Raw genomic sequence first — 22,644 nt, 5'->3', positions numbered from 1 at the left:
CCGATCGTGAAGCCGTGGACGCGGCCGGCCGCCGTGCTGTTCGGCGTCGGCTACGGCGCCAACCAGTTCAGCCCGCTGATGGTCATGTACCGCGAGCAGGGGCACTACTCGCCGACCGTGGTCGCCGCGTTCTTCGGTGTCTACGTGCTCGGTCTCGCCCCGGGCCTGCTCGTCGGCGGGCCCGCGTCGGACCGCTGGGGCCGCCGCCGGGTGCTGCTGCCCGCGACGGCCGCGTCGATCCCGGCCAGTGCCGTCATCGCGCTCGGTGCGTTCTCCGAGATCCTGCTCTACGCCGGCAGGCTGCTGTTCGGCCTGTGCATCGGCGTCGCGATGGCGGTGGCGACGACGTGGGTCAAGGAGCTGTCCGGCGAGGGGGAGGGCGCCCGGCGGGCGGCGCTCGCGCTCACCGCGGGCTTCGGCCTCGGACCGTTGGTCGGCGGGCTGCTCGCGCAGTTCGCACCGCTGCCGATGGAGCTGCCCTACCTGGTCCACATCGCGCTCATGGTCCCCGTCACCTGGTGGCTCGTGGCGGCCCCGGAGACGGTCGTGCCGGGCCGCTCCCGGTCCTGGCTGCGCGACCTGCGGGTGCCCGCCGCCGCGCACCCCCGCTTCCGGTGGCTGGTGCTGCCCGCCGCGCCGTGGGTGTTCGGCGCCGCCGCGCTGTCGTTCGCGGTGCAGCCGACCGCGCTCGGCGACGTCGTCGGCGGCTACGGGCTGCTCGTCGCGACGCTGCTCACCGCCGTCACCCTGGGCTGCGGCTTCCTCGCCCAGTCCGCGGCCCGGACGATCGACGCACGCTCGCCGCTCGCCGCCACCCGGATCGGGCTCGCGCTCGTCGTCGTCGGGACGGTGGTGGCCGCGGCGGGTGCCGCCGGCCGCTCCGTCCCGGTCGCGTTCGGTGCCGCCGCGTTGCTCGGCGCCGGCTACGGCTTCGTGCTGCTGTCAGGACTGCAGGAGGTCCAGCGCATCGCCGCGCCGGAGCACCTGGCCGGGCTCACCGCGGTGTTCTACTCGCTGACCTACGCCGGTTTCCTGCTGCCGATGCTGCTGTCCGCCCTGACCGGGGCCGCGGGATACCCGGTCCTGCTGCTCGTCGTCGCCGGGGTGCAGGCGGTCTGCCTGGGCCTGGTCTGGGCGGGGGCGCACCGGGTGCGCCGGTCCCCACGGGAGCGGACCGCGGTGCCCTGACCCGTGGCCACGGCCCCGGTGTGGTCGCGGTCCGCGCGCTGATCCGCTCCGCGCGCGCGTCCGGGTCCGCGCGCGCCGCGGATCACCGCGCGCGGTGCGGATCCCCCGCCGTCCGAGCCGGGAGGCCGTCGGGGTCGGCGCGCGCCGCCGCCCCCGGCCGGGGGTCCACCCGATGTCCACCCCGGGACGGAGGCGGCCACCGGCCGGCGCTCGTACCGTCGGTCGGGTGACCACCACCACCGGTCCGGACGCCACGGACCTGCCGCGCCTCCCGTTCCCGCGCCACGACGTCCTCGAGCTCCCGCCACTGTTCGACCGGCTGCGGGAGCGGTCCCCGATCACCCCGGTCCGGACCCCGGCCGGTGATGTCGCGTGGCTGGTCACCGGTTACGACGAGGCCCGCGCCCTGTTCGCCGACGACCGGCTCGGCCGCAGCCACCCCGAGCCGGAGCGGGCCGCGCGCATCTCCGACTCGATCATCTTCGGCGGGCCGAGCGGCGACTCACCGGAGACCGAGCGCGCGAACCACACCCTGATGCGCAGACTGCTCGCGCCCGCGTTCTCCGCGCGCCGGATGCGCAGGCTCTCCGGGCACGTCGCGGAGCTGGTGGCCCGGCAGCTCGACGTCGTCGAGGCCGCCGGTCCCGGCGCCGACCTGCACGAGCTGTTCTCCTTCCCGCTGCCGGTGCTGGTCATCTGCGAGCTGCTCGGCGTCCCCTACGACGACCGCGAGGAGTTCCGGCGCTGGTCCGGCGAGCTGGGGCTGCTCCACGACCGGCCCCGCGCCGAGGCCGCCGCGCAGGCACTGTTCGCCTACGTCCGCGGCCTCGTCGACCGCAAGGACGACGAGCCGGGGGAGGACGTGCTGTCGGACTTCGCCGCGCTCGGCTCGGCGCCGGAGCAGCGCGACCGGCTCGCCGCGCTCGGTGCCGGACTGCTGTTCGCCGGGCACGAGACGACGGTCGGCCGGATCGACACCGGCACCGTCCTGCTGCTGGACCGCCCGGGGGAGTGGGCGGCCCTCGCCGCGGACCCGGAGCGCGCCCCGGGGGCGGTCGAGGAGGTCCTGCGGCTGGCGGTGCCCAGCGGGGGCAACGGCGGCATCCCGCGCTACGCGCACGCCGACGTCGACATCGCCGGGGTGCACATCCCGGCGGGCGACGCGATCCTGCTCGCCCCGGGCGCGGCGAACCGGGACCCGCGGCACTTCGACGGGGCGACCGAGTTCGACGCGGAGAGGAAGTCCTCGCACCTCGCGTTCGGGCACGGGCCGTACTTCTGCGTGGGCGCGAGCCTGGCCCGGGTCGAGCTGACCGAGGTGTTCCGGGCGCTGCCCGCCCGGTTCCCGTCGCTGCGCCTCGCCGTGCCGCGCACCGAGCTGGAGCTGCGCTCGGACGTGCTCACCGGAGGGCTGCGTGCGCTGCCGGTCACCTGGGACCGATCATGAGGACGTGGGGGAACTCGAACTGCGCGTGGCGGGGCTCGACCATCCGGACGTGACGCCACTGATGCGGCGGCTGCAGGCGTTCTACGGCGAGGTCTACGGCGACGGCGACGCCACCGCCGTCGACCCGGCCGACTTCCGGACCCCGTCCGGGTTGTTCCTGGTCGGCTACGACGACGGCGTCCCCGTCGCGACCGGGGCGTGGCGCGCCGTCGACGCCGACCCGGCCGACCCGGCGCGCCGTGACGGCGACGCCGAGCTGAAGCGGATGTACGTCGAGCCCGCCGCCCGCGGCCGGGGACACGCCCGGGCGGTACTCGTCGCGCTGGAGCGTGCGGCCGCCGCCGCCGGGCGTCGTCGCATGATCCTCGAGACGGGTGACGGCCAGCCCGCTGCGATCGCGCTGTACGAGACCAGCGGATACCGTCGGACCAGCAACTTCGGTGCGTACCGGAACGACCCCCGCTCCCGGTGCTTCGCCAAACCGCTCGCGGCGTGAGACTCGGTACGGTCACGGGCGAAACGTCCGGTTGCGCCGATAGGATGACCTCGGCGTCGTCGCCGCGTCCCTTCCGGTGATCGTGCGGCGGCCTCTTCCGGCGCTCCCCGGGTCCGGCCGTGACGTGAGCGGAACCGCTGGTCCGAACGACCCCGTGACTCCAGGAGGTGTCGGTGCTCGCCGTCGTGGCCGCCCATCTCGTCCTGGCGCTGTGCCTGCCCGCGCTCGCCCGGTACCACCGGCGGCTGGCGTTCGGCGCCGGCGCCGCCCTGCTCGCCGCCACCCTCGTGTGGGCGATGACGCAGGCCTCGACCGCACTTTCCGGCGGGGTGACCGACCGCGTCGAGTGGGCGCCCGAGCTGGGGCTGACGCTGAGCCTGCGGATGGACGCGCTCGCGATCGCGATGATCGTGCTCGTCTCCGGCGTCGGAGCGCTGATCATGATCTACGCGGCCTGGTACTTCGGACCGCGCTCCACCGACGCGGCCCGCTCCGCGGCGCTGCTGGTCGCCTTCGCCGGGATGATGCTCGGCCTGGTGCTGGCCGACGACCTGCTGACCCTCTACGTGTTCTGGGAGCTGACGTCGCTGACGTCGTTCCTGCTCGTCGGGCAGGGCGGCCAGTACCGGGAGAACCGCCGCGCCGCGGTCCAGGCGCTCGTCGTGACCGTGTTCGGCGGGCTGGCGATGCTGCTCGGGATCGTGCTGCTGGGCCAGCTGGCCGGCACGTACTCGATCCCGGAGATCACCGCGGCCGCGACCTCCGGCACGCTCGCCCCCGACAGCCCGGTCGCGCTGTCGGTGTCGCTGGTGCTGATCCTGCTGGGCGCGCTGACCAAGTCCGCGCAGCTGCCGTTCCACCCCTGGCTTCCGTACGCGATGGCCGCCCCGACCCCGATCTCGGCGTACCTGCACGCGGCGTCGATGGTGAAGGCCGGGGTCGTGCTCGTCGCGCGGCTCGGGCCCGCGTTCTCGGTGCACCCCGTGTGGTGGGCGCCGGTCATGGTGCTCGGCCTCGCGACGATGGTGCTGGGCGGCTGGCGCGCGATGCGCCAGACCGACCTCAAGCGGCTGCTGGCCTTCGGCACCGTCTCCCAGCTCGGGTTCCTCATGGTGCTGTTCGGGTCCGGCTCGCGGGTGGCCGGGCTCGCCGGCATCGCGATGCTGCTGGCGCACGGGCTGTTCAAGGCGCCGCTGTTCATGGTGGTCGGGGCGATCGACAAGGCCTGCGGCACCCGTGACCTGCGGGAGCTGTGCGGTCTCGGGCGCCGCCGGCGGGGGCTCGCCGTGATCGCCACGCTCGCCGGCCTGTCGATGGCGGGCCTCCCGCCGATGCTCGGCTTCGTCGGCAAGGAGGCCGCGTTCGAGGCGTTCGTGCTCGAGGGCGGCGTCCGCGGCTGGATCGCGGCGATCGGACTGGTCGCGGGCTCGCTGCTGACCGTCGCCTACACCGCACGGTTCCTGTGGGGCGCGTTCTCCACCAAGGGGCTGCACCCCACCGGCGGCGACCCGGTCCCGCTCGGCCTGTCCGGCCCGGCGTGGCTGTGCGCGCTGACCGGGATCGCGGCCGGGTTCGCCGCGCCGCTGGTCCAGCAGCTCGCCGCCTCCTACGCCGCGTCGCTGCCCCCGCTCGGCGACGCCTACGCCGCCCGCTACGAGCTGGCCCTGTGGCACACCCCCGGGCTGCCGCTGCTGTTCACCGGCGTCGCGCTGGTCGGCGGGCTCCTCCTGCACCGCTACGGACAGACCCTGACCGGGCACCTCTCGGTGCCGCACGTGTCCGCCCAGCGCGGGTACGAGGCCGTCGTGACCGGGCTGGAGCGCTCGGCGATCACGGTCACCGGCCGGCTGCAGATCGGCTCGCTGCCGGTCTACCTCGGCTGCATCCTCGCGACACTGATCGCGCTGCCCGGCCCGGTCCTCGCCGTGACCGGCACGTTCCCGACCGACCAGGCGCCCTACCACTCGATCATGCAGGTCCCGGTCGGGCTGATGGTGATCGTCGCGGCGATCGCGCTGTGCCTGGCGCACCGCCGGTTCACCGCGGTGCTGCTGGTCGGCGCGGTCGGCTACGGCATCGGCGGCCTGTTCGTCATCGACGGTGCCCCCGACCTGGCGCTCGCCCAGTTCCTGGTCGAGACTCTCACCCTGGTGGCGTTCGTCTTCGTGCTGCGACGCCTGCCCGCCCACTTCGACGAGCCGGACAGCGAGCGCCGCGTCCGCGCCCCCAAGGCCGCGGTCGCCGCGGTCGGCGGCCTGCTGGTCGCGGGGATGGCCGTGGTGCTCTCCGGGGCCCGCACGCTGCCGCCCGCCACCACCGGGCCGTTCATCGCCGGCGCGCCGGAGGCCGGCGCGACCAACCTGATCAGCGCGATCCTGGTGGACTTCCGCGCGCTCGACACGGTCGGTGAGATCACCGTGCTGCTGATCTGTGCCGCCGGCACCGCGAGCCTGGTGCTCGCGACCCGTTACGACAAGAGGAAGGGCGGCACGGTCGTGCGCAGCGGCTCGGGATCGCCGAAGCACGAGCAGGAGGTGCTCGGATGACGGCCTCGCAGGAGAAGCCCGCACCCCCGCCGGGGGACGCCGAGAGCTGGGCCCGGATGGACCAGCCCAGCGGGCGGTGGATGCTCCCCGGCGCCTGCCCGGACGTCCGCGAGCGGACCCTCGTGCTGGAGGCCGCGGCCCGGCTGCTGTTCCCCGTGGTGCTGGTGTTCTCGGTGTTCCTGCTGCTGGAGGGCCACTACGGCCCCGGCGGCGGGTTCTCCGGCGGCCTGGTCGCCGGGCTCGCGTTCGTGCTGCGCCACATCGCGGGCGGCGACGACAACCTGGGCTCCCGGTTCCGGATCCGCCCGCCCGTGCTGGTCGGCACCGGGCTGATCGTCGCGGTGCTCACCGCACTGGCCCCGGTCGCCTGGGGCGATCCGGTGCTCGCCTCGGTCAAGTGGACCGTCACCTTCGGCCGGTTCGGCTACCTCGACATCGTGACCAGCCTGCTGCTCGACGTCGGCGTCTACCTGCTGATCATCGGCGTGGTGCTCGACCTGCTGCGCTCGCTCGGCTCCGGCATCGCCCGCGACGCCCGCGAGGCCGGCGAGGACGTCCCGGGCGGAGGTGGCCGCGGATGAACACCACGATCAACCTGAGCATGGCGATCGTGCTCGCGGTGCTGTACTCGGTCGGGTTCTACCTGCTGATGCAGCGATCGCTCATGCGCATCCTGATCGGCATCGTGGTGCTCGGGCACGGCGCGAACCTGCTGCTGCAGGTCTCCGGCGGCCCGCCCGGCCGCGCCCCGATCCTCGACGCGGTGCTGCCCGAGCAGATCACCGACCCGCTTCCGCAGGCGCTGGCGTTGACCGCCATCGTCATCACCTTCGCCCTCACCACGCTGCTGCTGGCCCTGGGCTACCGCTCCTGGGTGCTCGTCGGGCACGACGAGGTGCAGGACGACGTGGAGGACCGCCGCATCGCCGACCGGCAGAAGCCCAAGGGCGCGATGGAGGAGGGCACCGCGGACGAGACCGACGCCGAGCCCGAGGACACCGCCGACTCCCACGAGCTCGAGGAGGGCCGCCGGTGACCCCGCTACAGGCCCTGGTCACGCTGCCGGTGCTGCTGCCCATGCTCGGTGCCGCGAGCAGCGTCGTCGTCAGCCGCCGCGCCTCGGCCCAGCGGGTCATCGGCGTGGTGACCCTGACGCTGGTGTGCGTCGTCGCCGCCGTGCTGCTGGTCGCGGCCGACGCGAACGGCCCGGTCGTCGCCGAGCTCGGCGGCTGGTCGGCCCCGATGGGCATCGTGCTGGTCGCCGACCGGATGTCGGCGCTGCTGCTGCTCATCTCGTCGGTGGTGACCCTCGCGGTGCTCGTCTACGCGATCGACCAGCGGATCTCCGACTACGGCCGGGAGACCGCCAGCACCACCTTCCACCCGATCTTCCTGCTGCTGTCGACGGGGGTGTCGCTGGCCTACCTGACCGGCGACCTGTTCACCCTGTTCGTCGCGTTCGAGATCATGCTGGCGTCGAGCTACGTGCTCATCACCCGGCGGACGTCGGCGTCGCGGATCCGGTCCGGCATGACCTACGTGATCGTGTCGCTGACCTCGTCGCTGCTGTTCCTCACCGCGGTGGGGCTCGTCTACGCCGCCACCGGCACGGTCAACCTGGCCGACCTCGCCGGGCGGATGGGTGCGCTGCCGGAGGGCCTGCGCGCGGTCCTGGCCCTGGTGCTGATCGTGGTGTTCGGCATCAAGGCGGCGATCGTGCCGCTGCACTTCTGGCTGCCCGACAGCTACCCGAACGCGCCCGCCCCGGTCACCGCGCTGTTCGCGGGCCTGCTCACCAAGGTCGGCATCTACGCGCTGCTGCGCACCCAGACGCTGGTGTTCCCGCAGGACAGCCCGTCGACGCTGCTGCTGGTGATCGCCGCCGTCACGATGGTGGTCGGGGCACTCGGCGCCGTCGCCCAGGACGACCTCAACCGGCTGCTGTCGTTCCTGCTGGTCAGCCACATCGGGTTCATGGTGTTCGGGCTCGCCCTGCACACCCCCGACGGCATCGCCGGGACCGGGCTCTACGTCGTCCACCACATCACGGTCCAGGCGACGTTGTTCCTGGTCAGCGGGCTCATCACCCGGCGGACCGGGACGGTGTCGATCTCCCAGATGGGTGGGCTGGCCCAGCGGGCACCGCACCTGGCCGTGCTGTTCGCGATCCCCGCGATCACCCTCGCCGGGCTGCCACCCACTTCGGGGTTCGTCGCGAAGCTCGCGCTGCTGCAGGCCGGTGCGGGCGCGGGCCTCGCCGGGGCGCTGGTCGCCGCCGTCGTCGTGCTGGCGAGCCTGCTGACCCTCTACGCCGTCGCCCGGGTCTGGGTGCGGGTGTTCTGGGGCGCCCCCAAGGAGCCCCTCGCCGACGACGACCCGAACGACGAGCTCGTCGTCGGGACCGCGCGCAGCGCCCGCGGCATGTACGTCGGCGCGTCCGCGCTGGTCGTGGTCAGCGTCGCGATCGCGCTGTTCGCCGGCCCGCTGTCCGGGGTGACCGCCCGGGCCGGGGTGGACCTGCACGACCGGACCGGTTACACCGACGCCGTCCTCGGGCCGGGCGCGGACCCCGGCAGCGATGGGACCATCAGCGCCGGCGGGCCGGCCGGCGGCGTCGACGGGAACACGACCGTCCGGACCGCGGCCGGCGACACCCCGGAGGTGACCCCGTGAGCGAGCAGACCCCGAGCCGCGGTGGCGCGGGCACGGCCGACGGACCGGACCCGCGCGAGCTCGACGACGCCGAGACCTGCCCGGAGGCCGTCCGCGACCGCGAGATGGGCGCGGCCGAGGCGGGCGAGACACCCGAGGCCGACCGCACCCCCGCCCGGGTGCCCCCGCCGGTCCCGGACACCGTCGCCGAGCCGATGGGCGGCTCCGCCCGCGGCGGGAGCGTGCTCCGGCGGATCCCGCAGGTGCTGGCGCTGGCGCTGGTCTGGGTGCTGCTGTGGGGGAGCGTGTCCCCGGCCGCGATCGTCGGCGGGCTGCTCGTCGGCGCCGCGGTGACGGCGATCTTCCCGCTTCCGCTGCTGCCCGAGCGGCTCCCGTTCCGCCCGTGGAAGCTGCTGCGGCTGCTGGCGTTCCTGGCATCGGACCTGGTCGTCTCCGGGATCCGGGTCAGCATGGTGACGCTGCGGCACGGGCCGCGCGCCCGGTCCGGGATCGTCGGGCTGCCGCTGTGCACCGGCTCGGACCGCACCGCGACGACGATCGTCGCGGCCTGCGCGCTGTCCCCGGGCAGCTTCACGCTGCAGATCGACCGGGCCCGGCACCGCTGGTACGTCTACGCACTCGGCCTGCACCGGCCCGGCGCCGTCGAACGGCTCCGCCGGGACATGATGCGGCTGCAGATGCGGGTCATCGACGCCGTCGGCAGCCAGGAGGACCGGGACCGGTGCGCCGCCGCCGTCGCCGCGGTCACCGCCGAGGACGCGGGGAGGAACGACCGGTGACCGTCGTCCACACGCTGGTACTGATCATGCTGACCGCCGCGGCGGCGCTGACGATGTGGCGGCTCCTGAAGGGCCCCACCACGCTGGACCGCATCGCGGCCCTGGACGTGTTCGTCGTGCTCATCGTGGCCGCGGCCGCGGTGTACGCGGCGATCTACTCCGACGGGTCGAACATCCCGCTGCTGGCCGCGGTCGCGCTGATCGCGCTGGTCGGCTCGGCGACGGCGGCCCGCCTGGTCGAACGATGGGAGCGGCACCGCTGATGGGCGTGCACGACGTGCTCGACGTGGTCTCCGCCGCGCTGATGCTCGCCGGCGGGCTGTCCTGCCTGCTCGGCGCGCTCGGGCTGGTCCGCCTGCCGGACCTGCCCGCCCGGCTGCAGGCCACCACCAAGCCGCAGACCCTGGGGCTGCTGCTGATCCTGCTGGGCGTCGCGGTGAACCTGGAGTTCGAGAACTCCTCGACGCTGATCCTGGTCGTGCTGTTCCAGGTGCTGACGGCGCCGGTCATCTCGCAGGTGGTCGGTCGCTCGGCCTACCGCAGCGGCGCGATCGACCGGGACGCACTCGTCGTCGACGACCTGGGGGAGGACATCGACGCCGACGCGCGCGCCCGGGAGGTGCGGACGGTTCAGCCGTCGTCGCCGCGGGAGCCCGCGGAGCCGGGGTCGTCCTCGCGCAGCGTCGACGGGGTCGACGGGGCACCGGAGCGGTAGGCGGCGTGCCCGATCGCGAAGCTCGCGATCGGGATCGTGAACAGCTGCAGCGCCACGGCGACGCCGAGGGTCAGCAGCACCCCGGGCTCGGGCACCAGGATCGCGACCCCGACGAGGATCGCGACGATCCCGAGCCCGGCGGCCTTGGTGACGGCGTTCGTGCGGTTGTAGACGTCGGGCAGGCGCACCATGCCGACCGCGCCCGCGGCGACCAGGAGCACCCCGGCGCCGAGCACGATCCCGCCGATCGCGTTCTGCACCGGTCCGCCGACGAGCACGCTCACCGCTTCGCCCCCTTCTCCGCCCAGATCAGCCGGGCCACGGCGACCGTGGTCAGGAACCCGACCAGCGTCGCGACGACGACGAGGTCCAGCATCGCGGTGGATCCCAGCCGCAGCGCCAGCAACGCGATCAGCCCGACGACGACCACGAAGCCGTAGTCGACGGCCAGCCCGCGGTCGGCGTCGGTGGGCCCGGCCAGGACCCGCCCGACCGCGACGAGCAGGCCGAGCGCCAGTACGACGATCCCGGCGTCCAGCAACAGGGTGCTCACGGGGTCTCCTCCGGATCGCGGTCGACCACGCCCGGGGGGGGGCGGCGCAGGAACGCCAGCAACCGGTCCTCCATCTCGTGCACGCTCGCCCGCAGCTGCTCGGGGTCCGAGGCGTGCATGCCGTGCACGAGCAGCTCCGGGCTGCGCGAGCCGGTGGTCAGGTTCAGGGCGAGGGTGCCGGGGGTCAGGCTGAGCAGGCTCATGATCGACGCGATCTCGATCATGCTCCGCGACCGCAGCCGGACCCGGACCACCGCCGGGTCGATGCCGTGCCCGGGGGTGAGGACCTCGCGGAGCACGACGGCGTTGGCGCGGAAGAACTCGCCGGTGAACCACAGCAGGAACCCCACCGCGGCGCGCGGGCGCCCGCCGCGGCCGGGTGCGCGTCGGCGGGTCGTCACGGCGCCCCCACCGCCCCGACGTAGACGGCGGTGTCGGCGAGACCCTGCCCGGCGACCGACGAGAGCGCCAGCAGCGGCTCCGCCCACAGCCCGAGCAGCAGCGACAGCGCCCCCAGCGCCAGCGCCGGGGCCACCGCGCGGACCGGGACCCGCAGTGCGACCACGGTGCCCGCACCGCCCCCGGGGTCCGGCTCGGGGGCGTCGCCGCCCCAGAACGCGCCGTTCCAGATCTTGAGCATCGACAGCAGGGTGAACACGCTGACCCCGACCGCGACGAGCGCGGCGGTGACCATGCCCGCGTCGACCGCGCCGAGCACCAGGGCGAGCTTCGCGACGAACCCGGACAGCGGCGGGATGCCGGCCAGGCTCAGCGCCGACACCGCGAACGCGACCGCGGTCGCCGGGTTGCGGGCGGCGAGCCCGCCGAGCCGGGACAGCGTGTCGGTGCCGACGTACTGCTCGACGGCACCGGCGACCATCAGCAGTGCCGCCTTGACCAGCACGTACTGCACCAGGAAGTAGATCGCCGCGGCCAGCCCGGCCGGGGTCCAGATCGCCAGGCCGAGCACGATGTAGCCGATCTGGCTGACCATGTGGAAGGTCAGGATCTGGCGCATCCCGCCGGCGCCGACCGCGCCGAGCACCCCGACGACCATCGTCAGCAGCGCGGCCACCAGCACGATCGGCAGGAAGCGCGGGTCGCCGTCGTAGACGGTCGCGTAGATCCGGAACAACGCGTACACGCCGACCTTGGTCAGGAGCCCGGAGAACAGCACGGTGACCGCGGCCGGGGCGGCGGTGTAGGCCCGCGGCAGCCAGTTGTGCAGCGGCACCAGCGAGGCCTTCACCGACAGTGCCAGCAGGATCACCGCGGTCGCCGCGGCCAGCGCCGGGTCGGTCACGGCGCGCCCGGCGAGATCGCCGAGCTGCACCGTCCCGGCGACGCCGTAGACCAGCCCGAGCCCGGCGAGGAACACCGTCGAGGCCAGCAGGTTCACCGTCAGGTACAGCCGCGACGCCGCGATCCGCTCCGGGCCCCGGCCGGTCGCGATGAGCACGTAGCTGGGGACGAGCATGACCTCGACGAACACGAACAGGCTGAACAGGTCCGCGGTGAGGTAGGCGCCGTGCACTCCGGCGAGCAGCAGCAGCGACTGCGGCAGAAACGCACGGTCGGTGTCGGACCCGGTGACCGCGGCGAAGGCCAGGCAGGCGATCCCCAGCACCCCGGTGACGGTCAGCATGATCGTGCCGAACGCGTCGGCGGCCAGCGGGATCGCGATGCCGGCCGGCCAGTTCCCGAGCCGCTGCACGATCACCGCGCCGTCCGCGGTGGCGGCGAGCAGGACCGCGGACACGGCCGTCGACGCGGCGAGCGCGGTGAACGCGACGATCCGCCGCGCCGTCATCGGCAGCAGGAACGGCCCGCCCCCGCCCGGCGGGCGCGCGGTGAGCAGGACCAGCAGGCCCGCCGCGGCGAGCGGAACCAGGATCGGCGCGACGACGAGCGCCTCGAGGCCGGTCACCGGGGGTCCCCGCCCTCGTCCTCGTCGCCGGCCTTGAGCAGGGCCAGCAGGTACACCGTGATCGCGAAGGCGATCACGATCGCGGTGAGCACGAACGCCTGCGGCAGCGGATCGGCCATCTGCGCCCGGTCCTGCTGCCCCAGCAGCGCGGGCTCGCGGGTCGCCATCCCGCCCGCGGAGATGATCAGGACGTTCACGCCGTGCCCGAGGAGCACGAACCCGAGCACCGTGCGCAGCAGCTCGCGCTGCAGGACCAGGTACACCCCGCCCGCGACGAGCACGGCGACGACGACCGCGGCCGTCACCGGGAGCTCCCCAGCAGGGAGCCGGTGCGGGCGCGCCCGCCGATCCGGTCGGTCGCGGCCACGATCAGCCCCACCACCATCAGGTAGATCCCCAGGTCGAACACGAACGACGACAACAGCACCCCGCCGGGCAGGTACACCGGCGTCAGGAACGGCAGCCCCAGCGGGTACACCGCGATCCCGGTGAGCAGGCTCAGCAGGAGCCCGGACCCGACCAGCGGTTCGGGCCGCAGGCGCAGCGCCCACGCGTCGCCGCGGTGGGCGAGGCGCAGGAAGACGATCGCGACGCCCCCGACCAGCGACGAGATGAACCCGCCGCCGGGCTCGTCGTGGCCGCGCCAGAGCAGGAACAGCGACATCACGAGCATCAGCGGGGCCAGCACACGGCTGGCGACCCGCATGACGATCGTGTCGGCCGGGCCGTCGGTGGCGACCCGTCGGCGGGTGCTGCCCTCCGTGCCGGTCTCACCGCGCCGGATCAGCACCAGGAGCCCCAGTGCCGCCGCCCCGACCACGACGGCCTCGCCGAAGGTGTCCATGCCGCGGAAGTCGACGAGGATCGTGTTGACCACGTTCGTCCCGCCGGTGGCGGCCTCCGCGGTGTCCAGCAGGTACCCGCCGACCGGTGACGGCTCGCGGCGCCCGGTCAGCAGGTAGGTGGCCGCCCCCAGCGACAGGCCCGCGGCCAGCGCGGCCACCGCGGCCGGGGCCCGCCGCCACCGCGCCGGGCGGTGCAGCCGGACCCTGCGCCCGCGCAGCACGAGCACCGCGACGACGGTGGTCAGCACCTCCACCAGCAGCAGCGTCATCGCGACGTCCGGGGCGCCGGCGAGCAGCAGCCACAGCGCCGTCGCCAGCCCGCCGAAGCCGGTCAGCGCCAGCGCCGCGGTGACCGAGCGGGTCGTCACGGCCCCGGCGACCGTGGCCAGCACGAGCACGACGACCACCCAGTCCAGTGGCCGTGTGACCGGCGCGGGGAACGGCGGCAGCGCGGGCAGGGCCACCCCGGCGGCGACGGCGAGCACCGGCAGCGCGAGCACCGGGCGGGCCAGGACGGCGGCGGGGGAGGGGTCGGTGTCGGGGCGCCCCACCCGGGCGCCGAGGGCGAGCACCCCGGCCCGGATCCGGTCGAAGACCGCGGCGCCGTCGGGGACCGGGAGGCGCTCCAGCGCCCGGTCGACCCGGTCGCGCCAGTGGAACAGCGCGTAGCCGCCGGCGACGGTGAGCACCGACAGCACCAGTGCGGTGCCGAAGCCGGGCCAGAGCACGAACGTGACCGGCTCCGAGCCCGGGTCCAGGTCGCGGGCGGCCCGGTCGGTCAGTGGGTTCAGCACCCGGACCGCGGGGCCCAGGACCAGCCCGAGCAGTGCGGCGACGGCGGCCGGGGCGAGGAACGCCCACGACGGCTCGTACAGGCCGGGCTGGCTGAGCCTGCCGCCGAACGCACCGTGCACGATCCGGGCGGAGTAGGCGAAGGTCAGCGCCGACGCCACGACCGCGACGGCGGCGGCCACCGGCCCGGCGCCGGGCGCGAAGTCGGCCTCCAGGAAGCCCTCGTAGAGGTTCTCCTTGGACACGAACCCGAGCAGCGGCGGCACCCCCGCCATCGACAGCGCGGCGACCCCGGTCAGCGCCGCGGTGACCGGCATGACCTTCCGCAGGCCGCCGAGCTCGCGCACGTCGCGGCTGCCCGCCTCCTTGTCGATGATCCCGACCAGCATGAACAGGGTCGCCTTGAACAGGGCGTGGGCGAAGGTGTGCAGCACCGCCGCGGACAGCGCGTAGGACGTGCCGACGCCGATCGCGGCGGTGAGCAGGCCCAGCTGACTCACCGTGGAGTGCGCGAGCACCGCCTTCAGGTCGTGCTCGCGCAGCGCCAGCACCGCGCCGACGACGGCCGTCGCCAGCCCGAGCGGGACGAGCACCGCCGACCAGGCCACCGACGGCACGTAGACCGGGGTGAACCGCATCAGCAGGTAGATGCCGGCCTTCACCATCGTCGCGGCGTGCAGGTAGGCGCTGATCGGGGTCATCGCGACCATCGCGCCGGGCAGCCAGAACGTGAACGGCAGCTGCGCGGACTTCGTCGCCGCGGCCAGGATCAGCAGCGCCCCCGCGGCCGGGGCCAGGGGGCTGGCGAGCACCGCGCCCGGGTCGGCGAGGACCACGTCGAGGCTGGTGCTCCCGGCCGCGACGCCGATCATCACCACCGCGCCGAGCAGGGCGAACCCACCCATCGCCGTCACGACGAGTGCGCGGCCCGCGGGCAGCGCAGCCGCCGGTCCGGCGGTGTTGACGAGCAGGAACGACAGGACGGTGGTGAGCTCCCAGAACACGTAGAGCAGCACCAGGTCGTTCGCGGTGACCAGACCGATCATGGCGGCGGCGAACCCGGTGAGCAGTCCGTAGACGGTGCCGATCGGGTAGTACGACTCCAGGTAGCGCGGGCAGTAGGCCATCACCAGCGCGCCGACGCCCAGCACGATCGTCACGAACAGCAGCGACAGGCCGTCCATCCGCAGACCGAAGGAGATGCCCAGCGACGGCATCCAGGACACGCCCGCGGTGAGGACCTCCCCGCGGACGACGTCACCGGCGGCGGTGTTCGCGTACACGGCCAGTGCGGCGAGACCCGCGGCCAGCGGGTAGCCCGCGTTGCGGCCGAGCAGCCGGGCGAGCACCGGGGCGAGCAGCGCCAGCGCGACCGCCCCGCCCAGGGTGACCAGAGGGATCACCGGGCAGCGCCTCCGTCCAGGGGGCCGGGGGTGCCGGGCACCCTGATCATGACTCGGGAGCTTCTACCCGTTCGACGGGGTTTCCACACCGACGTCTCCGGTCACCCCGGTCGGTTGCGCCGCGCACGTCTCCGCGGGTGGGGGTGGGCCCCCGGCGTGGCGGCCCGCGGGCGCTTCGTACCCTCGCGGTGTGCCTCTGTACGCGCTCGGTGACGCCGAACCGGACATCCACCCGACCGCCTACGTCCATCCGGACGCCGTCGTGATCGGCAACGTGACGCTGGGCCCGGAGTCCACCGTCTGGCCCACCGCGGTGCTGCGCGGCGACGACGGCCGGATCGAGGTCGGTGCCCGCAGCAGCATCCAGGACGGGTCGATCATCCACACCACCCTGGAGCAGCCGACGATCATCGGGGACGAGGTGACCGTCGGGCACAACGTGCACATCGAGGCGGCCACCATCGGCGACCGGGCGCTCATCTCCTCGGGGTCGGTGGTGCTGAACGGCTCGACGATCGGCGAGGGCGCGGTCGTCGCCGCCGGCGCGGTGGTGTCGCCGAAGGCCGACGTGCCCGCGTACCGGATGGCGCTGGGCGTGCCCGCCCGGGTCCGCGACGGCTACGAGGTGCCCGCCGACCGCTGGCGGCACTCCGTGGAGTCCTACGTCGACCGGGGCCGCCGCTTCGCGTCGCAGCTGCGCCGGCTGGAGGGCTGATGGCCAAGCCGCTGAACGAGGTCGTCGAGGCCGGGTGGGCCCAGGCACTGGAACCGGTCGCCGAGACGATCACCGCGATGGGCGAGTTCCTGCGCGCCGAGATCGCCGCGGGCCGCCGCTACCTGCCCGCCGGGGCGAACGTGCTGCGCGCGTTCCAGCAGCCCTTCGACGAGGTCCGGGTGCTGCTCGTCGGACAGGACCCGTACCCCACCCCGGGCCACGCGGTCGGGCTGTCGTTCTCCGTCGCCCCCGAGACCCGCCCGCTGCCGCGCTCGCTGCAGAACATCTTCCGCGAGTACGCCGAGGACCTCGGGCACCCGGCGCCCACCTCGGGCGACCTGACCCCGTGGACCGAGCAGGGCGTGCTGCTGCTCAACCGGTGCCTGACCGTCGCCCCCGGGGAGCCGGCCTCGCACCGCAACAAGGGCTGGGAGGAGGTCACCGAGCAGGCGATCCGCGCCCTGGTGGCCCGCGACGCCGAGCCGATGGTCGCGATCCTCTGGGGCCGCGACGCCCGCAACCTCGCCCCGCTGCTGTCCGACGTGCCGACGATCGAGTCGGCCCACCCGTCGCCGATGTCGGCCGACCGCGGCTTCTTCGGGTCGCGGCCCTTCAGCCGGGCCAACGACCTGCTGGAGGAGATCGGCGGGGAACCCGTCGACTGGAAGCTGCCCTAGGCTGGACCGGGTGGACGACCCGGGGGACATGCGCATATCGGACGCCGACCGCGAGGCGGCGGCCCGCCGGCTGCACGACGCGGTCGGCGAGGGCCGCATCACGTTGAGCGAGCTGGAGGAACGGCTCGACGCGGTCTACGCCGCGCGCGTCGCCCGGGACCTGCAGCCGCCGCTGGCGGACCTGCCGGGCGGGCTGCCGCCGTCGGTCACCGCGCTCGCGCCCGTCCCCGCGCGTCCGCCCGCGCCGTCGGAGCGGGTGCGGCTGACGACCGCGGCGGGGACGATCAAGCGCACCGGGGACTGGCAGGTGCCGGCGGCGCTGCACCTGTCGTCGTCGATGGGGACCATCCACCTCGACCTCTCCGAGGTGCGGTCGCTGCCGCCGCGGATCGACATCGAGGTCGCACTCGGGATGGGCGAGGTCGTGCTGGTCCTGCCCGAGGGCGGCACCGCCGACGTCGACGGCACGAAGGCGTCCTGGGGCGAGGTGAAGACCCGGGTGCCCGCGACGCCCGGGGCGGCCGGGCCGCACCTCGTGGTGCACGGCAAGGTCGGCATGGGGTCGGTCACCGTGCGCGGGGCACGCCGCGGCTGGTGGCGGTCCGTGGTCGGCTGATCCGGCCCCGGGAACGACGAAGGCCCGGTCCCCAGGGGACCGGGCCTCGATCGTGGTTCGGGTCTCGCGCACTCAGACGCGGGTCACCTTGCCCGCCTTCAGGCAGGAGGTGCAGGCGTTGATCCGACGGCGGTTGCCGCCGTTGATCGCGGCGCGCACCGTCTGGATGTTGGGGTTCCAGCGGCGGTGGGTGCGGCGGTGCGAGTGCGAGACGGACATGCCGAAGCCCGGACCCTTGCCACAGACGTCGCAGACGGCAGCCACGTCGGACACTCCTCGGGTTGACGAACAGATTCACGAACAGATTCTCGGCACGGACGTGCCGAGGCTCGGCCTTCAATTCTAGCCACGCCCGTGTCGTGACCGGCGCGCGGGGCCGTCCCGCGGCACCGGAGGCCTCCGCGCACCTAGTGTGGGGCCCGTGGCCTCGCCGTTCGACCCCGCGCTGCTGCGCCGCTGGATCGACGCCGCCGCCGAGCGGCTCACCGCAGGCCGGGCCGAGATCGACCGCATCAACGTCTTCCCGGTCGCCGACCACGACACCGGGTCGAACCTCCTGCTGACCGCCCGTGCGGCGGCCTCGGCCCCGCTGGACGGGGACTCCCCGGCCGCCGACGCCCCCGCCGCGGACCCCGCCGCCGAGGACGTCCGGCCGGTGCGCGCCGCGGCGGCCCTGGCCGCGGCCGCGGTGCGCGGGGCCCGCGGGAACTCCGGCCTGATCCTGTCCCAGCTGTTCCGGGGTCTGGCCGAGGAGCTGGAGGCCGCGGCCGCACGACGGCCGAACACCCCGGCCGGTGAGCTGCTCGCCGGGGCGCTGCGGCGGGCAGCGGCGCTGGCGGCCGTCGCGGTGTCCGCGCCGCGCCCGGGGACCGCGCTCACCGTGCTCGACGCCGCCGCCGCGGCCGTGGCGGCGCGGGTGGCGGCCGGGGCGGCCACCGGGCCGTCCTCCGCCGGTGCGGAGCTCACCCGGGTCGCCGACCTGCCCGACCCGTCCGGCGGCACCGACCCGTCCGGGGGCACCGACCCGTCCGGGGGCACCGACCCGTCCGGCCGCGCCGACCTCGACGGCGCGGGCCTCGACACGACCGGTGCGCTCGCCGAGGCCGCCCGGGTGGCCGCGGACGCGGCCCGGGCCGCACTGGCCCGGGCCACCGGGCGACCGCCGGAGCTGGTGCGGGCCGGGGTCGTCGACGCGGGCGGGCTGGGCCTGGTCGTCGTGCTGGACGCGCTGGTCGCCGCGGCGGGCGGTGATCCGGGGCCGCCGCCGTCGTCGCAGGTGGGGACGCCCGGCCCGGCCTCGGCGGTCACCGCCGACGGCGAGCTCGTGCCGTGGGTGCCCCAGCCGGTCTACGAGGTCACCTACTGGCTGCTCGGTCCCGACCCGGCCGCGCTGGAGACGCTGCGTGCCCGGCTCGCCGGGCTCGGGGACTCGGTCGGCCTCGCCGGGGACGGCGGTGGCGGGGTGATGGTGCATGTGCACACCACCGAGGCCGGGCCCGCGGTCGAGGCGGGGCTGGCGGTCGGGCGCCCGTCGGGGATCCGGATCGAGGCGCTGCCGCCGGCGCCGCCGACCCGGGACCGCGCGGTCCTGCTGATGATCGAGAGCAGCGGGGCCGGGGCGCTGGCCCGGGCCGCGGGGGGGAACGTGCTGGTCGCCGACCCGGACCCGACCGTCGACGAGGTCCTGGCCGCGATCCGCGCGACCGGCGCCGAGCACGTCGTGGTGCTGCCGTGTGCCACGCACCGGCGCACGGTCACCGAGACCGCGGCCGAGCGGGTGCGGTTCGAGGGCATCGACGTGGTGGTGATCCCGGCGAGCTCGGTGCTGCAGGGCCTGGCCGCGCTCGCGGTGCACGACCCGGCCCGCCGCGCCCCGGACGACGTCGTCGCGATGGCCGAGGCCGCGGCCGCCACCCGGACCGGTGGGCTGGCCGTCGCCGAGGCTGAGGCGCTCACCTGGGCCGGTCCCTGCCGCCCGGGGGAGATCCTCGGGATCTCCGACGGCGAGGTCGTGCTGATCGCCCCGGATCTCGCTGTCGGTGCCCTGTGGTTGGCTCACCGCATGCTCACTCCGGGTGGGGAGCTGGTGACCGTGCTGCTCGGCTCGGCCGCCCCCGACGAGCTCGGGGAGCGGTTCGCCGAGGACCTGCGCCGCACCCACCCGGAGGTCGACGTCGTGGTGCACCGGGGGGAGCAGGGCGACTACCCGCTGGTGCTGGGAGTGGAGTAGATGGACGACGGGTTCGACCTCGACAGCAGGCTCGACGGGCCGCTCGGGCGCAAGGCCGCCGACGCGCTGGCCCCGCTCGGGCTGGAGACCGTCGGGGACCTGCTGCGGCACTACCCGCGGCGCTACGTCGACCGCGGCCGGCTCACCGAGATCGCCGGGCTGGTCGCGGGCGAGCACGTCACCGTCGTCGCGGCGGTGGCGCGTGCCGAGCTGCGGGAGATGCGCAACCGGCGCGGGAAGATGCTCAAGGCCGTCATCCGGGACGAGAAGGGCGGCGAGCTCGACGCCACCTTCTTCAACGGCTGGAAGCTGCAGGGCTTCATCAAGCAGGGCGTCGTCGGCGTGTTCTCCGGCAAGGTCGGGGTGTTCAACAACCGGCTGCAGCTGACCCACCCGCAGTTCGAGGAGATCGAGGAGAGCGACTCGCTGCGCCCGTTCCTGTCGGTCTACCCGGCGAACGCGAAGGTGACCTCGCAGGCCATCGCACGCTCGGTGCGCCAGGTCCTGGAGCAGATCGACGACCCGACCGACCCGCTGCCCGAGTCGCTGCGGAAGCGGGAGAAGCTGCCCGAGCTGGGGCGGGCGCTGCGGCGCATCCACGTGCCGGAGACCGAGGCCGACCTGTTCGCCGCCCGGCACCGCCTGGTGTGGGACGAGGCGCTCGGTGTGCAGCTGGCGCTCGCGCTCCGGCGGGAGGCCGCCGTCGCGCGGCCGGCCCCGGTGTGCCCGCGCCGCGACGACGGCCTGCTCGCCGCGTTCGACGCGGACCTGCCGTTCCCGCTGACCGAGGGCCAGCAGGAGGTCGGCGAGCAGATCGCCGCGGACCTCGCCCGCGCGTACCCGATGAACCGCCTCGTGCAGGGCGACGTCGGCGCGGGCAAGACGATCGTCGCGCTGCGGGCGATGCTGCAGGCCGTCGACGCGGGCACCCAGGCCGCGATGCTGGCCCCCACCGAGGTCCTCGCCGCCCAGCACGCCCGCTCGCTGCGCGCGATGCTCGGCGCGCTCGGCCGCGGCGGCGAGCTCGGCGCGGGGGAGGACACGACCGCGGTGACGCTGCTGACCGGGTCGATGGGGGCGAAGGCCAAGCGGCAGGCGCTGCTCGACGCGCAGTCCGGGGCGGCGGGGATCGTCGTCGGGACCCACGCGCTGATCCAGGACACCGTCGGCTTCGCCGAGCTGGGGCTGGTCGTGGTCGACGAGCAGCACCGGTTCGGGGTGGAGCAGCGCGACGCGCTGCGCGCCCGCGGGAGCGCGGCCCCGCACATGCTGGTCATGACGGCGACGCCGATCCCGCGCACCGTGGCCATGACCGTCTACGGCGACCTGGCGGTGTCCGAGCTGAAGGGGTTGCCGAAGGGCCGCTCCCCGGTCGCGACGACGGTCGTGCCGCTGGCCGAGCACCCGTCGTGGATCGAGCGGGTGTGGCAGCGGATCCGCGAGGAGGTCGAGGCGGGCCACCAGTGCTACGTCGTGTGCCCCCGGGTCGGTGGTACCGAGAAGGAGGGTGCCGAGAAGAAGGAGGACGCCGAGGAGCCCCCGCCGGACGACGACGGCGGCGAGGAGCGGCGCGCCCCGCTCGCGGTGCTCGACATCGCCCCGCTGATCGAGGAGAAGCTGGCCGGGCTGCGGGTCGGGATCCTGCACGGCAAGCTCCCGCCGGAGGAGAAGGACACCGTGATGCGGGCCTTCGAACGCGCCGAACTCGACGTGCTCGTCGCGACCACGGTGATCGAGGTCGGCGTCGACGTGCCGAACGCGACCGGGATCGTGCTGCTCGACGCGGACCGCTTCGGCCTGTCCCAGCTGCACCAGCTGCGCGGCCGGGTCGGCCGGGGCAGCGCACCCGGCCTGTGCCTGCTGGTCACCGACATGCCCGCCGCGACCGCCGCCCGCGAACGGCTCGACGCCATCGCCGGGACCACCGACGGCTTCGAGCTGGCCCGCCTCGACCTGGAGCTGCGCCGTGAGGGCGACGTGCTCGGGTCGAGCCAGTCCGGCTCCCGCTCGGGGCTCAAGCTGCTGTCGCTGCTGCGCCACGGCGAGGTCATCGAGAAGGCCCAGGTGTACGCCCGGCACCTGGTCGCCGACGACCCGGGCCTGGCCGGCCACCCGCGGCTGCGGAACCTGGTGGGGGAGACCCTCGGCGACGAGGAGCGGGCCGCCTACCTGGACAAGTCCTGACCGGTCACGGCCCGGGGAGCTCGCCCCGGGCCGCGGCGTCCAGCCGGGCGCGGGCCGGGCGGGGCAGGTGTACCCGCCCGGCCCGTTCCAGCCGGTCCAGCTCGACGCGGGCGCGGCCGTAGGCGGCGAGCCGCTCGGGTTCGGAGTCGGAGTCCCGCGCGGTGGTCAGCAGCTTCACCACCCGCTCGACGGTGCGCCGTTCCTCGGGGTCCAGCCCGGCGAGCCGGATCCGGTCGGCGGCGTCGACCGCGGCGGTCCAGGCGCGGCGGGCGGCGTCGACGGCGCGCACGTGGGTCCCGGCGTGCGGCTCGCCCGGGTAGCCGTCGGTGTCCAGCGCCTGGGCCTCGGCGAACGCGTCGACGAACCGGGCGGTGGCCGCCACCGTGGTGTCCGACAGCGCGGGGCGGCGCAGCACGGCCAGCGGGTCCGCCTCGTGCGCGGCGAACTCCGCGCGCAGCCGCTGGAACTCCGCCCGCGCGCGTCGCCACGCCTGCTCCGCGGCAACGGCCCCGGACGACAGCACGGTACGTGCGGCCGGTTCCGGGGCGGGGCCGGGACCGGGGCCGCGGTCGGCGCGCAGCCGCCGGTAGGCGCCGATCACGGCCATCGCCAGCAGCGCGAACGACAGCAACTGGAACACCACGGCCACCACGCCACCACCTCCCCGCCGCGCCGGCCGACGGGGCCGGTACCCGCCCCACGGTGCCCGAGGTGTCCGGATCGCGCCACGCACCGGCCCGCGACGGCACGTCGTGCCACGCCACGGGGCACCACCGGCACGCCGGGACCGGGCGACGTCCCGCTGTGTGGGCACCCTGTCCCGAGCAGTGGTCGGGACCTGGCCGGTCGTGTCAGGAT

General features: G+C 74.9%; 23 protein-coding genes. 15 read left to right on the top strand and 8 right to left on the bottom strand.

The features are described 5' to 3' along the window. The first annotated feature begins 6 nt into the window (after positions 1–6). The 10 genes from AC0GKK_RS08185 to mnhG (AC0GKK_RS08140) all read left to right on the top strand — a co-directional run bounded on the left by AC0GKK_RS08185 (position 7) and on the right by mnhG (AC0GKK_RS08140) (position 9,844). The gene (locus tag AC0GKK_RS08185; protein WP_251784878.1) at positions 7–1,188 is read left to right on the top strand and encodes an MFS transporter; all 1,182 of its coding nucleotides are present in this window, start codon (positions 7–9) and stop codon (positions 1,186–1,188) included. A 226-nt stretch (positions 1,189–1,414) separates the two neighbouring features. Beyond that, positions 1,415–2,635, top strand: coding sequence for a cytochrome P450 (locus AC0GKK_RS08180; protein WP_476654115.1), 1,221 nt, complete (start codon positions 1,415–1,417; stop codon positions 2,633–2,635). Between the two features lie 61 nt (positions 2,636–2,696). Next, positions 2,697–3,131 (top strand): GNAT family N-acetyltransferase, encoded by a 435-nt coding sequence (locus tag AC0GKK_RS08175; protein WP_345654176.1) that lies wholly within the window; start codon positions 2,697–2,699, stop codon positions 3,129–3,131. 173 nt (positions 3,132–3,304) lie between these two features. Continuing rightward, entirely contained in the window at positions 3,305–5,677 is a 2,373-nt protein-coding gene (gene mbhE, locus AC0GKK_RS08170; protein WP_489883516.1) for a hydrogen gas-evolving membrane-bound hydrogenase subunit E, read from the top strand. Next, positions 5,674–6,258: an MnhB domain-containing protein gene (locus AC0GKK_RS08165; protein WP_489883515.1), complete on the top strand. Its 585-nt coding sequence runs from the start codon at positions 5,674–5,676 to the stop codon at positions 6,256–6,258. The genes mbhE (AC0GKK_RS08170) and AC0GKK_RS08165 overlap by 4 nt, the downstream gene beginning before the upstream one ends. After that, a complete protein-coding gene (locus AC0GKK_RS08160) occupies positions 6,255–6,713 on the top strand; it encodes a Na(+)/H(+) antiporter subunit C (RefSeq protein ID WP_062400925.1) in 459 nt (152 codons plus the stop codon). The genes AC0GKK_RS08165 and AC0GKK_RS08160 overlap by 4 nt, the downstream gene beginning before the upstream one ends. Before the next feature lie 41 nt (positions 6,714–6,754). Beyond that, positions 6,755–8,350 (top strand): Na+/H+ antiporter subunit D, encoded by a 1,596-nt coding sequence (locus tag AC0GKK_RS08155; protein WP_489883996.1) that lies wholly within the window; start codon positions 6,755–6,757, stop codon positions 8,348–8,350. Further along, positions 8,347–9,129: a Na+/H+ antiporter subunit E gene (locus tag AC0GKK_RS08150; RefSeq protein ID WP_489883514.1), complete on the top strand. Its 783-nt coding sequence runs from the start codon at positions 8,347–8,349 to the stop codon at positions 9,127–9,129. The genes AC0GKK_RS08155 and AC0GKK_RS08150 overlap by 4 nt, the downstream gene beginning before the upstream one ends. Beyond that, positions 9,126–9,392, top strand: a complete 267-nt coding sequence (locus AC0GKK_RS08145) for an MrpF/PhaF family protein (protein WP_062400930.1) — start codon at positions 9,126–9,128, stop codon at positions 9,390–9,392. The genes AC0GKK_RS08150 and AC0GKK_RS08145 overlap by 4 nt, the downstream gene beginning before the upstream one ends. Then, entirely contained in the window at positions 9,374–9,844 is a 471-nt protein-coding gene (gene mnhG / locus AC0GKK_RS08140; RefSeq protein ID WP_307799284.1) for a monovalent cation/H(+) antiporter subunit G, read from the top strand. Before AC0GKK_RS08145 ends, mnhG (AC0GKK_RS08140) begins: the two co-directional genes overlap by 19 nt. Here mnhG (AC0GKK_RS08140) and mnhG (AC0GKK_RS08135) read toward each other — a convergent pair. From mnhG (AC0GKK_RS08135) to mbhE (AC0GKK_RS08110), 6 genes are read right to left on the bottom strand one after another with little or no spacing between them, the layout of a single operon-like run. Then, positions 9,760–10,128, bottom strand: coding sequence for a monovalent cation/H(+) antiporter subunit G (mnhG, locus tag AC0GKK_RS08135; RefSeq protein WP_251784874.1), 369 nt, complete (start codon positions 10,126–10,128; stop codon positions 9,760–9,762). The two genes, mnhG (AC0GKK_RS08140) and mnhG (AC0GKK_RS08135), sit on opposite strands and share 85 nt — an antisense overlap. After that, the gene (locus tag AC0GKK_RS08130; RefSeq protein ID WP_226355704.1) at positions 10,125–10,397 is read right to left on the bottom strand and encodes an MrpF/PhaF family protein; all 273 of its coding nucleotides are present in this window, start codon (positions 10,395–10,397) and stop codon (positions 10,125–10,127) included. Before AC0GKK_RS08130 ends, mnhG (AC0GKK_RS08135) begins: the two co-directional genes overlap by 4 nt. Continuing rightward, the gene (locus AC0GKK_RS08125; protein ID WP_489883513.1) at positions 10,394–10,885 is read right to left on the bottom strand and encodes a Na+/H+ antiporter subunit E; all 492 of its coding nucleotides are present in this window, start codon (positions 10,883–10,885) and stop codon (positions 10,394–10,396) included. Before AC0GKK_RS08125 ends, AC0GKK_RS08130 begins: the two co-directional genes overlap by 4 nt. Then, positions 10,795–12,324, bottom strand: coding sequence for a monovalent cation/H+ antiporter subunit D family protein (locus AC0GKK_RS08120; RefSeq protein WP_489883512.1), 1,530 nt, complete (start codon positions 12,322–12,324; stop codon positions 10,795–10,797). The genes AC0GKK_RS08125 and AC0GKK_RS08120 overlap by 91 nt, the downstream gene beginning before the upstream one ends. Continuing rightward, positions 12,321–12,629 carry a sodium:proton antiporter gene (locus AC0GKK_RS08115; protein WP_062400935.1) on the bottom strand — a complete coding sequence of 103 codons (309 nt, stop codon included), beginning with the start codon at positions 12,627–12,629 and terminating at the stop codon, positions 12,321–12,323. The genes AC0GKK_RS08120 and AC0GKK_RS08115 overlap by 4 nt, the downstream gene beginning before the upstream one ends. Next, positions 12,626–15,364: a hydrogen gas-evolving membrane-bound hydrogenase subunit E gene (gene mbhE / locus AC0GKK_RS08110; RefSeq protein WP_489883511.1), complete on the bottom strand. Its 2,739-nt coding sequence runs from the start codon at positions 15,362–15,364 to the stop codon at positions 12,626–12,628. Before mbhE (AC0GKK_RS08110) ends, AC0GKK_RS08115 begins: the two co-directional genes overlap by 4 nt. A gap of 190 nt (positions 15,365–15,554) precedes the next feature. Between mbhE (AC0GKK_RS08110) and AC0GKK_RS08105 the strand changes: the two genes are divergently transcribed. The 3 genes from AC0GKK_RS08105 to AC0GKK_RS08095 are packed head-to-tail and all read left to right on the top strand — an operon-like array spanning position 15,555 to position 17,372. Continuing rightward, entirely contained in the window at positions 15,555–16,079 is a 525-nt protein-coding gene (locus AC0GKK_RS08105; RefSeq protein ID WP_489883510.1) for a gamma carbonic anhydrase family protein, read from the top strand. Further along, positions 16,076–16,756, top strand: coding sequence for a uracil-DNA glycosylase (locus AC0GKK_RS08100; protein ID WP_346106270.1), 681 nt, complete (start codon positions 16,076–16,078; stop codon positions 16,754–16,756). Before AC0GKK_RS08105 ends, AC0GKK_RS08100 begins: the two co-directional genes overlap by 4 nt. A gap of 10 nt (positions 16,757–16,766) precedes the next feature. After that, entirely contained in the window at positions 16,767–17,372 is a 606-nt protein-coding gene (locus AC0GKK_RS08095) for a DUF1707 SHOCT-like domain-containing protein (protein ID WP_251784870.1), read from the top strand. Between the two features lie 72 nt (positions 17,373–17,444). On the opposite strand, the gene rpmB is transcribed toward AC0GKK_RS08095, so the two are convergent. Beyond that, a complete protein-coding gene (gene rpmB, locus AC0GKK_RS08090) occupies positions 17,445–17,636 on the bottom strand; it encodes a 50S ribosomal protein L28 (RefSeq protein ID WP_020627372.1) in 192 nt (63 codons plus the stop codon). Between the two features lie 157 nt (positions 17,637–17,793). Here rpmB and AC0GKK_RS08085 point away from each other — a divergent pair, with 157 nt between their 5' ends. Both AC0GKK_RS08085 and AC0GKK_RS08080 read left to right on the top strand, forming a co-directional pair. Continuing rightward, positions 17,794–19,602, top strand: a complete 1,809-nt coding sequence (locus tag AC0GKK_RS08085) for a DAK2 domain-containing protein (protein WP_489883509.1) — start codon at positions 17,794–17,796, stop codon at positions 19,600–19,602. Next, a complete protein-coding gene (locus tag AC0GKK_RS08080) occupies positions 19,603–21,786 on the top strand; it encodes an ATP-dependent DNA helicase RecG (RefSeq protein ID WP_489883508.1) in 2,184 nt (727 codons plus the stop codon). It begins immediately after the preceding gene. 4 nt (positions 21,787–21,790) lie between these two features. Here AC0GKK_RS08080 and AC0GKK_RS08075 read toward each other — a convergent pair whose 3' ends face one another. Beyond that, the gene (locus AC0GKK_RS08075) at positions 21,791–22,438 is read right to left on the bottom strand and encodes a hypothetical protein (protein WP_489883507.1); all 648 of its coding nucleotides are present in this window, start codon (positions 22,436–22,438) and stop codon (positions 21,791–21,793) included. Between the last annotated feature and the right edge of the window lie 206 nt (positions 22,439–22,644).

The organism is Pseudonocardia sp. P-1 (assembly GCF_058111925.1).
Note: the sequence above shows the minus strand (reverse complement) of the source record. Positions and strands in the feature narration are given on the sequence as shown.